This window comes from Oceanispirochaeta sp. M1 (assembly GCF_003346715.1).
Classification (GTDB): Bacteria; Spirochaetota; Spirochaetia; order DSM-2461; family DSM-2461; genus Oceanispirochaeta.
The window spans coordinates 109,041-120,600 of the sequence record NZ_QQPQ01000010.1; the positions used below are offsets into that span (position 1 = coordinate 109,041).

The following is an 11,560-nucleotide window of genomic DNA, read 5'->3' on the forward strand; positions in this document are numbered from 1 at the left end:
TTAAGCTATCAAGACTTCTTGTGTCCTGTTTTTTCTTTTTCAGAAGGCCCGGAGGCCTTAATACATTACTCATTTCCGAATTCTGTTTTTTCCAGTTGCAGAGATTAAAACAGTTTTTCAACTTTATCAATAAGCTCAGAGGCCTCTACATCTGTAGAAAAGACAAGATCAGCCGTTGAAGGGCCTGTAGTGTGCTCGTTCTTAAAGAGTTCCGTACCGCCCCCGGTGATATTAAGCATCACAGCGGCATCCTTATCTACCTTTCCCTCTTTAAGGGACTTGATCAGAGAGGCTACAGCCACAGCTGCGGCAGGTGATACATCAATACCTTCCTTCTCCAGAAAGAGTGCTCCCGCGTCGGCAGCCTCTTTGTTATCAGCCAGAAAAACATCTCCCCTGGTCTCTTTCAGAGCGTCATAAAGACCTCCGGGCAGAGAATAAGGAGGCTTTCTATTTGAAAGTACCTTGGCATTGATTATATGAGCCTGCTCTCTGGCTTCATTATCCTGCAGAGGGACAAGTTCTCTGCTGTCAGCTTTCCAGCTGTCATAAATGATCTGAAAAGGCTCATTCTGAGAAACCATCAGCTTCATATTATTTTTTCCATAGCTTCCGTCTTCTTTCAAACGCAGAGCAGCTTCCCAGGCGGCGATTGCCCCTGTTCCGCTTCCCACAGCCTGAAAATAATACTCAGGAAGTTTTCCCATGGCGGTAGCTGCAGAAAGAACTGTTGTTCCCATGCCGTCCCGGCGTGCAGGATTCTTGGCTCCCCCTTCGGGATAGAACTTATCTCCTCCGCAGAGCTTATTTGAAAGAGCAATGGCATCAAAGTAATCAGAACCTGTTTCGGCTGCGATAATTTTCACACAGTCTGCACGGCCTTCATCGGACCAGAGAGCATTCAGATTATCTTCAGGTACCACAACAACCAGAGGTATGTGGTTTTCAGAACAGACCCTGATAAAGGCCCTGGCGGTATTTCCCGCAGAGGCTACTACCAGGATTTTACCTGTATCTGAAGGGATACGGGCACATACTGAGTAGGCTTCACACTCTTTGAAGGTCCCGGTTCTCATATAGGCGCCTCTTTCAGGCCACCAGCCGTTAAAGGTTATCCACAGATCAGTCATGCCCAGAGCTTCTGCCAGGACCTCACTCTTGTATGTAACAGGAGAAGCAGAACCTGAAAGTTCTCTCTGAATAGGCAGCCAGTCTGAAAATCTGTAGAGCCCGTCTTCCAGAGGGCCGGCTTCCAGCTTCTTTGCACTGTAATCGGCTCTCAGAAAATGAGGTTCAGTGCAGTCAGGGCAACTGAGGAGAGTTCCCGTATCTTCCAGAATTTTATTACAACACATGGCCTTGAGCTTGTAATGATTTCCGTCTTTTTTTCCACTCATGTAATATCTCCCATAAGTTCCCAGTTTTCCATAATTTTATCGACCTCTTCCATGTGATCAATCACAGCCTCAGGTCTTTTTACATGCCAGTCAGGGCTTATATCTGTTGTTATTTTCTTACCCACCCAGATAATCTTGAGTCTGGAGGAACCGATCAGAAGCTGGATCATATCCCTCTCCTCAAAGGTCAGATTGTCAATTTTGACAATGAAGAACATTCCCGCATCCATCATGATATGGGATATTTCGGAGATTCTCCTGATATGCTCTTCCCTGAGAACCTGTGTTCTCCGGTACTGCCTTCCATCTCGGAGGTCAGAGTCTAATCCGTATTTTAAACTTCTGTAACCCAGATAATAAACATTCTTTTTAAGAGTGAATAGTTTCTTTTCAAGCTGTTCGGCAAACTCTTTCTTACCGCCGCCCAGTTCTCCTGTAACAAGGATAAGAGCAGGACGCTGCTGGTACTGCTGCATCCTGTCCAGCTCGGTTACAATACCGTTTTCCCACTCCAGCTGTCTCTTTATGAGTTTTTCACCATATTCATTCTGATGATGATCATCCACATCCCGGATAATTCCGCCGCCTGCAATCTCATATTCATCTACAAGGACAAAACGGCTGGTCTGGGGCAGATCCATAACAAGGTCAAAGGCTATGGCTTTCTGCAGAGTAAAAATACAATCCGCCACTTCGTGACGCTCAACTTTTTCTTTTTTGCTCTGAGCATCCAGTGAAGAGGCATCAATTACCTTGGTAATCTCTGTCAGCTGACACCTTACTTTCGAAGTTCCTGTCTTGAAATAGTACTCCTTGCCGGGAACCAGAGGTTCTCGTCCCAGCCAGAAGAGACTGACTTTCAGGCAGTTTCCCACCTTGGGGGGCATTTCATCGACACGACAGGCCAAAGCCCCTCTGGAGAGATAAATCTGCTCATCCATAGTAAATCCCGTTGCCATTCCGGCAGTGGCCTGTGTCAGAGGTTCGGTATTAAAGGATTCAATGGTGCTGATTTTACTCTTTTTTCCAGATGGATAAAAAATGATTTCATCCCCCTGTTTAAAAGTACCTGTTTCAACTGTACCGGCAATGATCCGGCGGTTATCATCATAGTTGGTAAACTTGTAAATATCGGTGACAGGCATTCTCATGGGAAGCTTATCATGAGATTCACCCTTTTTGAATTTATCCAGCAGTTCCAGAACCGTATATCCCTTGAACCAGTTCATTTTTTCCATTCTATGGTAGACGTTGTCACCTTCACGACCGCTGACCGGAACAAACTCCACATTATGAAGGTTGATGGATTTAAGAAAACGTGTGAATTTTCTCACGATCTTGTTATAAACCTGCTGATTGTAATCAACGAGGTCCATCTTGTTGACCACAACACAGACCTGCCGGATTCCCAGCATGGAGAGAAGATAACCGTGACGACGGGAATTCTCCTGAATTCCCTCTTCCGCATCAATAACCAGAAAAGCTGCTTCCGCGCGGGCGGCACCGGTTATCATGTTCTTTAAAAACTCGATATGCCCCGGGGCATCAATAATAATATAGTCCCGTTGATCAGAACTAAAGAAAACCCTGGCAGCATCTATGGTGATTCCCTGGGACTGCTCATCCTTAAGGGCATCCAGCAGGAATGCATATTCAAAGGGTTTGGAGTTGCGTTCACAATCCTTGCGGATCTGTTCCAGTTTGCCTTCAGGCAGACTTCCCGTATCTGAGAGCAGCCGTCCGACAACTGTCGACTTACCATGGTCTACATGACCGGTGAATACAATATTCATCTGTTCACGCTGCATCACATGTACCCGTCCCTTCTGAGAGTTTCCAGACCACCGCCGTCTTCCTTATCCTGAGCCCGTCCTGAACGTTCTGCAATATTTGCGAATTTTCCTGTTTTAAGTTCTCTGATTAATTCAGGAACAGTCTTAGCTGTAGATTTAACTGGATGGGTACAGGGACCGCATCCCAGAGAACGATACCGCTCTCCGCTTCCCTGATCATAATAAAGGGAAACAGTGGGAATCTTTTCCCTCTCTATATATTCCCAGATATTTGTCTCAGTCCAGTCCAGCAGAGGATGGATTCTGACATGGGTACCGGGGGCAAAGTCAGTCTTAAACTGATTCCAGAATTCAGGAGGCTGATCACCCACATCCCAGATATTCTCTTTATCACGAGGACTGAAATAACGCTCCTTGGAACGGGAACCTTCCTCATCTGCCCGTACACCGGCAATAACACCGGTATACATCTCAGTATCCGTATCCAATTCATACTGATCAGTCGTGTGGTTGAAACGATACCTTGGCCAGCTGCCGTTGAGAGTATTCTTGAGAGCCTCCGACTTCAAAAGTCGGCAGCAGGTCAGACGGTCCGCATTACCGTCTGGATAAGTTTGTTTGGCCGCCAGGGCTTCTGCATTCTCGCCGTACACCATAGGGAGATTCCACTCCCGGGTAAGGCGATCCCGGTATTCGATCATCTCAGGTATCTTATAATGAGTATCGATGTGTACCAGGGGAAAGGGAACATGACCGTAAAAGGCTTTACGGGCCAGCCATAACATAACCGTGCTGTCTTTGCCGATTGACCAGAGCATACACAGGTTCTTAAAGTTTGAGTAGGCTTCCCGGATTATCCGGACGCCAATGCTTTCTAATTCGTCTAGTTGGTCCATGCCATACAATAGGAAGTAGGACCGGTTTATGTCAAAACAATTGGGCCTTTGTTAATAAATCTTAATATGCTCTCAGCCTTCTGACTGCTTCCCCGCAATCATCAAAAGGTCCTCTCCCAACCCTGGATTTATCCGGATTTCAGGAAATATGAGGGAATTACTTAACAATTCCAGGAAATAGGATATATAATAATGAACATGAGAAAGATTTTTCACATTATTATGATTATTTTTCTGACATCCCTCCTCTGCGCCTGTTTTATGTATGATGAGCGGGTGTATGACAATCCTTATGATCCGGATAGAAATACAGGGTCTTATATTGTTCCGGAATATACTGTCTCAATTGACGGGGATACCAGTGACTGGGCCGATATCCCTCTAGCGGTTGTAGACGGAAGCAATGAAGAGTCATCAGCAGGATACAGCATGATAGGTGGTGGAGATATAAATGAAGTCAAGCTGGCACAGGACGCAGAGAACTTATATATGTATATGTCTGTTCACGAAAATTACCCTATGGAACAAGAAGGGATTCACGTTCATTGGAATTTCAATGAAGAAGATGATTCAATGAACCATCAACTTGTTTCTCTTTCTCATAATAGTGATAAAACTATCGGAATATGGGGTAATGCGGGAGATACTGGATATGATGATTCTCCTATACGCTTTACAGGCTTGAATGCTAGCGATAATGCCATTGAACTTGCTGTTGCCAAGTCAGCCTACTGGGACATTCTGAGTGAAAACCATAGACTGGATTTCGGTGTTGATACATGGTATCAAGGCTACGAAGACAGTTCAGGTGATGGCGGTTTGGATGGGTTCGATTTAAATGAAAACCTTTATGTCATATTAAAAGATTCACTTGAAACGGCACCGGTTACCAACGCATCGATTCTCAATTTCCCTACAGGAACAGCAGTTGTAGATGGTGTAATGGACGTCGCAGAAAACTGGGATACAGCTTTTTGGTACCGTGATTTTACCGGAGATGATACGGGAACCCAGAACAATTGTGATATAGAAAATATTTATATAATGCAGGATTCTGATAGAGTGTATTTCTTTATTACTTTCACAGATCCAGCACTCTATTCACAGCAAACCGGTTATCGAATTGAACTACAGCAGAATCAGGGAGTCAATCATACCTTTTATACAGAACACAGCGGTGCAGCCTGGGTAATAGATTGGGTTGATTACAATGCAACCCAGTATTCAGTTGGTACATCTGTTGCAGGGGATGGCTCGGGTGTCGGAATTGAAATGGAATTTGAGAAACATCCCGCCTGGAATGATCTTACAACCGGGCCGATTTCAATCCGGATCATTAGCACTGACGGTGGATCAAATGAATGGGATTCAGTTTCCTTTTCCGGTTCCTATAAAGCTGAAGGAGATGCAGCCCCTACAGTATTCTAATTATGATGAGAATAGAAAAAAGCCGCCGGAGCAATTCCAGGCGGCTTTTATATTTATAAGATTAACTCTCAGTTCAAAATCAGATTTTACTGATGATAGCTTCGGTCATCTCTTTAGTAGATACGGGAGTCATACCGGGATCGATAATATCTCCTGTCCTGATTCCACCCTTCACACAGACATCAACTGCGTTGCGGATAGCTTCAGCTACATCATTCAGATCGAATGAGATCTCAAGCATCATAGCGAGAGAAAGGATCTGAGCAATGGGGTTTGCAATTCCTTTTCCTGCAATATCAGGAGCGGAACCTCCGGAGGGTTCAAAGAGGCTGATATCTTTACCTATAGAAGCAGAGGGAAGCATACCCAGAGAACCGCAGATTGCCGCAGATTCATCGGAGAGGATGTCACCAAAGAGGTTTGATGTCAAAATAACATCAAACTGCAGAGGGTTAAGCATCAGCTGCATAGCCGCATTGTCCACGTACATATGGCTCAGTTCCACATCAGGATAATCTGAAGCCATATCTGTCACAACCTGTCTCCAGAGTTTAGAGGAACAGAGTACATTGGCTTTATCTACAGAACAGAGTTTCTTTCTACGGCGCTGTGCTGCTTCAAAACCCTGTTTGGCAATGGCCTGCACCTGATCTACCGTATAGATCATGGTATCCAGCCCCATTGTATCGGTTAATTCTTTTGGTTCTCCAAAGTAAATACCATTAGCCAGTTCTCTGACAGTCAGAAGGTCTACTTTACCGGAAAGGACCTTTTCAGAGAGAGGACTCATGGCCTTCAGCTCTTCATAGAGGACTGCAGGTCTGAGGTTGGCATAGAGTTTAAGCATTTTTCTCAGTGCAAGAAGACCACCCAGCTCGGGAGTTTTTTCGGGAGGAAGTCCGTCCCATTTAGGTCCGCCGATGGAACCTAGAAGAACAGCATCAGCTTCCTTACAGATTTTCTGAGTCTCTTCGGGAAGGGGTGAACCTGTTTCATCATAGGCAATACCACCAATATGTCCCGTGGTCAGTTCCAGTTTAAATCCGAATTTTTCTTCTACTTTAGCAAGGACCTGCAGGGCAGATTCCATTACTTCCGGTCCAATCCCGTCACCGGGGAGAACAGCTACTTTATATGACATTTGATGCTCCTTTCTACCAGAGAGAGTAACATCACTCTGGTGTCTTTTTAGTTAAGGCCTAAGGGCCTTTGATAAACCCCGCCGACGGGTATGGCAGCAGGCGGTGAAATAAAAATCAGTTCTGTTCTTCAATTCTGTTAAGAGCACAGAGCAGGGCTTTCAGAGAAGCCGCGTTGATGCTGTTATCAACACCTACTCCGAAGTTGGAACGTCCCTTACTGTCGGCGACCTGAATATAACAGACTGCCTGTGAGTCGGCTCCTTCACTCAGAGCATGCTCATCGTATGAGAGAAAGTGAATATGGGGAGCAGATGTAGACTGCAGAGCATGAAAAAATGCGTCAATGGGTCCGTTTCCGTGCCCCTCCAGCTTCATCTCCTCACCCTTGTAGTTCAATGTACAGTTGATACCGACATTGTGCTGTTCTTTTCCGTTATCATCCACATCCAGCCGGGCATTGATCTCGTAATTCAGCAGTGACCAGGGAGCGTGAACTTCCAGGTACTCCTTGCTGAACTCTTCAAAAATATCCTTTCCCTTCAGCTCCCTACCGGTCTCATCGGTTATCTTCTGAATAGTCCTGGAGAATTCAGGATGCATTGCCTTGGGCAGTTTATATCCGAACTGAGCGTCCAGGATATAGGCGACACCACCCTTACCGGACTGACTGTTGATACGGATAATGGCCTCATACTCTCTTCCAAGATCAGAAGGATCGAGGGGAAGATAGGGAATTTCCCAGAAGTCAGACTTAATTGACCTATAGTTGTCGAGTCCCTTCTTGATGGCATCCTGGTGAGAACCGGAGAAGGCTGTAAACACAAGCTCTCCCACATAGGGGTGACGCTCATGAACATTCATTCTTGTACAACGTTTATAAATCTCGGTAATGTTGTCGATGTCAGAGAAGTCCAATCCTGTATCAATACCCTGAGAATACATATTCAGAGCCATGGTGATAAGGTCGGTATTACCGGTTCTCTCTCCGTTACCGAAGAGTGTACCTTCCACTCGGTCGGCTCCTGCCAATATGGCCAGCTCAGCAGCAGCGACACCTGTTCCTCTGTCATTATGAGTATGGAGACTGATAAGAACAGAATCCCTGTTTTTGATATTCCGGCAGAACCATTCAATCTGGTCAGCATGGACATTGGGAGTATGCATCTCCACAGTAGCCGGAAGGTTGAGAATAAGCTTATTCTCGGGAGTGGGTTCCAGAACATCCATTACGGCTTCACAAATTTCTAAAGCAAAGTCCAGCTCGGTGCCGGTAAAACTTTCGGGGCTGTACTCATAGCGGATATTTGTATCAGGATAATCGGCGGCAATCTCCTTGATAAGCCTGGCACCTTCAACGGCAATCTTGATAATCTCCTTCTGGTCTTTTTTAAAGACCACATCCCTCTGGAGGGTGGAGGTTGAGTTATAGAAATGCATAACTACATTCTTACAACCCTGGATAGCTTCGAAAGAACGGCGGATCAGATGTTCACGTGACTGGGTCAGCAGCTGAATAGTGACATCATCGGGAATAAGATTCCTGTCGATCAGAGTTCTGAGATAATCAAATTCTGTCTGAGATGCGGAGGGGAATCCAATCTCAATTTCCTTAAAACCAATTTTTAGGAGTAGGTCAAATAGTTCCAGTTTTTCTTCCACACTCATAGGAATGGGTAGAGCCTGATTTCCGTCTCTTAGGTCGACGCTGCACCAGTAGGGTGCTTTAGTAATGGTCTTTGAAGGCCATGTCCTGTCAGGCAGTGAAACTGGGGGGAAGGGTTTATACTTCCGATGATCGTAACTCATTGAGCTCTCCTTAGTAGTACGGCTGTCTTTAATTATGTAAATGACTCCGCCTTAAACAATTGGTTAATGGGACAAATACTATATCAATCTACTAACGGAAGTCTACACATCAACCATTTTTGTAATAATATTTAACGTTGATAATTTTGCATCACTGAATTGCTTTACCCGAAGCCCAGCAAATGCTAAAAGTTTAGTTATGAATGTACTTTTTTTTGTGTTTGAGGGTGTTTTCCCCGTTTTTCTGCTGATTATCATCGGTGCCGTTCTGAAAAATCGCAAAGTGATCGGTCCAGAATTCAGTAAAGGCGCCTCAATGGTGAGTTTCAAACTGGCTCTCCCCTCACTTGCTTTCACAAAGATAGCAACATTGGACTTTTCACAGGTATTCATATTGAAGGAGATTCTGATTATTGGGGGGCTGACCCTTCTAGTTACCGCAATTTCTGCACTGATCAGTATGAGATTCAGTGATGTAACACAGAAAGGCGCCTTTATTCAGGGAACCTTCCGTGGAAATATCGTCATTATTGGAATTGCTCTGACATTGAATCTTTACGGAGAGGCCATGGCCGCCAGAGCAGCAATGATTCTGGCATTCATGCTGCCTCTATTCAACATACTGGCAGTTGTTGTACTCACCCTCCCCCTCCACGGACTGAATGCAAAAGGGGTTCTCAAATCCCTGAAAAGCATAGCTACCAATCCTATTATTATGGGTGTAGCAACAGCCATGTTTTTCTCATTTTTCAGAGTACCCGTACCATCCATACTGGGTAAGCTTCTGGGATACCTTGCCGACCTGGCCCTGCCACTTGCCCTTATTAATATAGGTGGATCACTCTCAAGTCAGGGCTTAAAGGAGAAAGGAAGGAAGGCTTTGGGATCATCATTGATAAAAATTGTATTTTTACCTGTTGTAGCGGTGATCATTTTCTATACTATAGGGTACAGACAGGACGAACTGGGCATGATTTTCCTTATTACAGGAGCACCGGCGGCCGTCTCCAGCCATATTATGGCGGATGCGATGCACAATGACGGTGATCTTGCAGCCCTGATTGTAATGATAAGTACAGCCCTGGCATCTATTACAACCATGGCTGGAGTAAGCATAATACAAGCCTTCTTATAATTTCCAAGGAGTGAAAACATGGATTTTGACCGGATAATAGACAGAAAAAACAGCAACGCAGCAAAATGGGATGAAAAGGTTCTCAAGGCCAGGTTCGGTAATGAAGATATGCTCCCCTTCTGGGTCGCAGATATGGACTTTGCCTCTCCTTCAATTGTAATGGATACTTTGAAAGATAGAGCCGAGCACGGAGTTTTCGGATATCCTGCAAGTGATAAAGGCTTTCTTAAGGCCTGGCAGAACTGGGCAGAGGCCGAGCACAACTGGTCTGTATATCTATCAGATATCTGTTTTACTCCGGGAATAGTCAGTGCAATGAGCCTGGGAGTTCATCTATTCTCAAAACCCGGTGATTCAGTGATTCTGCAGGAACCCGTTTACCAGCCCTTCAGAAATATGATTATCCGTAACCATAGAAACACAGTGGTCAACGAACTTGTGATGGACGGTCCCCGGTATGTAATGGATTTTGATGATCTTGAAGAAAAAGCCTCACAGCCGGATTGTACCCTTCTTCTGCTATGCAGTCCCCACAATCCCGGAGGCCGTGTCTGGACAGAGGAAGAACTGAACAAAGTTTCTGAGATCTGTATCCGTAATGAAGTCTTTGTCATTTCTGATGAGATCCATGCAGACCTCGTCCTTGGAGAACGTCCTCATATTCCCTTTTCATCCCTCTCAACAGAGGCTGCCGAAAACTCAATGACCCTTATGGCCCCCTCCAAGACCTTCAACATTGCAGGAGAAAAACTCTCTATTGCAGTTTTCGGTTCACAGAAAAGAAGACAGACCTACCTGGATGGTCAGCTGGCATTCGGCACACAGGAAGGTTCCGCTCTGGCACTGGCAATCGGTGAAGCCGTTTATAATGAGGGAGCCGAATGGCTGATCGCCCTCAAAATATACTTAAGAGAGAATATTGCCTTCATCGAAGAATATCTGGATAAAAACCTGCCGGGCGTAAAACTGATGAAACCTGATGCAGGATTTATCGGATGGATAGATTTCAGAGAACTCGGAATGAACCATTTAGAGATTCAGGATCTTCTGCAGGAGAAGGGGAAAATAGCCCTCGTGGAGGGTACATGGTTCGGACAGGGAGGAGAAGGATTCTTCAGACTGAACTACGGCTGTCCCCGGAGCCTGCTCCGGGAAGGGTTGGAACGTCTGTCAATTTCTCTGGCGGATAACCTCATACATTAGAATCCCAGCTGCCACGGAGACATTCAGGGAATCGACATGACCATTCATGGGAATGCTTACCATAGTATCGCATTTATCCTTTAAAAGGCGGGAGATTCCCTTGCCCTCAGAACCCAAAACGAGACAGGTACGTCCCTTGAGGTCGGTCTGCGCAGCTGTTGAGCCACCCATATCTGCCCCATAAATCCAGAACCCCGCATCCTTGAGGGCATCCAGAGAACGGGCAGAATTACTGATCTGAACAGTGGGGACCCAGGCATGAGCCCCGACAGAGACTTTGGCAACCGTTGAGTTGATACTGGCAGAACGGTTGGCAGGCAGCAGGATCAGGTCTACTGAAAACTGATCTGCAGATCGGAGAATGGCACCAAGGTTATGAGGATCAGTAATGCCGTCTAAAAGCAAAACAAGAAGCTGATCATCACCGCCTCTTGCGGCCAGGAATGTTTTAAGATCAGTATAACGGTTCACGGTATTTCCGCTTTTAGGAGCCGAAGAACTCTGAACAAATACAGACCCTTTATGACCGTCGGAATCACTCATTTTATCCATCTCAACAGGAGTTATTGTCTTTACTGGAATTCCTCTACGGCCTGCTTCTTCTTCAAGCTGTGTAATTCTCTTATTAGTTCTGCTGACATAAAGTGTGCCCTCAGCTATTTTCATGCTCTCCATGATGCTGTGATAGGATGTAATAACCCTTGCCATAATTTCTCCATTGAACTCAGATTGGTGTGCATTCTAGGTGATTTATATGTTT

The 11,560-nt window shown here is 45.4% G+C and carries 9 protein-coding genes; 3 read left to right on the forward strand and 6 right to left on the reverse strand.

What is annotated here, in order from left to right:
• Window positions 1–104: 104 nt before the first annotated feature.
• From DV872_RS09065 to cysD, 3 genes are read right to left on the reverse strand one after another with little or no spacing between them, the layout of a single operon-like run.
• Window positions 105–1,397 carry a cysteate synthase gene (locus tag DV872_RS09065; RefSeq protein ID WP_199563453.1) on the reverse strand — a complete coding sequence of 431 codons (1,293 nt, stop codon included), beginning with the start codon at window positions 1,395–1,397 and terminating at the stop codon, window positions 105–107.
• Window positions 1,394–3,205, reverse strand: coding sequence for a GTP-binding protein (locus DV872_RS09070; RefSeq protein ID WP_114629605.1), 1,812 nt, complete (start codon window positions 3,203–3,205; stop codon window positions 1,394–1,396). Before DV872_RS09070 ends, DV872_RS09065 begins: the two co-directional genes overlap by 4 nt.
• Entirely contained in the window at window positions 3,205–4,086 is an 882-nt protein-coding gene (cysD, locus tag DV872_RS09075; RefSeq protein WP_114629606.1) for a sulfate adenylyltransferase subunit CysD, read from the reverse strand. The genes DV872_RS09070 and cysD overlap by 1 nt, the downstream gene beginning before the upstream one ends.
• A 198-nt stretch (window positions 4,087–4,284) precedes the next feature.
• Here cysD and DV872_RS09080 point away from each other — a divergent pair, with 198 nt between their 5' ends.
• Window positions 4,285–5,514 carry a hypothetical protein gene (locus tag DV872_RS09080; protein WP_114629607.1) on the forward strand — a complete coding sequence of 410 codons (1,230 nt, stop codon included), beginning with the start codon at window positions 4,285–4,287 and terminating at the stop codon, window positions 5,512–5,514.
• A 79-nt stretch (window positions 5,515–5,593) separates the two neighbouring features.
• Here the strand turns inward: DV872_RS09080 and leuB are convergent, their stop codons facing one another.
• Both leuB and leuA read right to left on the reverse strand, forming a co-directional pair.
• Window positions 5,594–6,655 carry a 3-isopropylmalate dehydrogenase gene (gene leuB / locus DV872_RS09085; protein WP_114629608.1) on the reverse strand — a complete coding sequence of 354 codons (1,062 nt, stop codon included), beginning with the start codon at window positions 6,653–6,655 and terminating at the stop codon, window positions 5,594–5,596.
• A gap of 115 nt (window positions 6,656–6,770) precedes the next feature.
• Window positions 6,771–8,462 (reverse strand): 2-isopropylmalate synthase, encoded by a 1,692-nt coding sequence (gene leuA, locus DV872_RS09090; RefSeq protein WP_114629609.1) that lies wholly within the window; start codon window positions 8,460–8,462, stop codon window positions 6,771–6,773.
• Window positions 8,463–8,661: 199 nt separating this feature from the next.
• Between leuA and DV872_RS09095 the strand changes: the two genes are divergently transcribed.
• Window positions 8,662–9,597 (forward strand): AEC family transporter, encoded by a 936-nt coding sequence (locus DV872_RS09095; protein WP_114629610.1) that lies wholly within the window; start codon window positions 8,662–8,664, stop codon window positions 9,595–9,597.
• 18 nt (window positions 9,598–9,615) lie between these two features.
• Window positions 9,616–10,800, forward strand: a complete 1,185-nt coding sequence (locus tag DV872_RS09100; RefSeq protein WP_114629611.1) for a MalY/PatB family protein — start codon at window positions 9,616–9,618, stop codon at window positions 10,798–10,800.
• Here DV872_RS09100 and rlmB read toward each other — a convergent pair.
• A complete protein-coding gene (gene rlmB / locus DV872_RS09105) occupies window positions 10,768–11,508 on the reverse strand; it encodes a 23S rRNA (guanosine(2251)-2'-O)-methyltransferase RlmB (protein ID WP_114629612.1) in 741 nt (246 codons plus the stop codon). The genes DV872_RS09100 and rlmB overlap by 33 nt on opposite strands.
• Window positions 11,509–11,560: the final 52 nt, after the last annotated feature.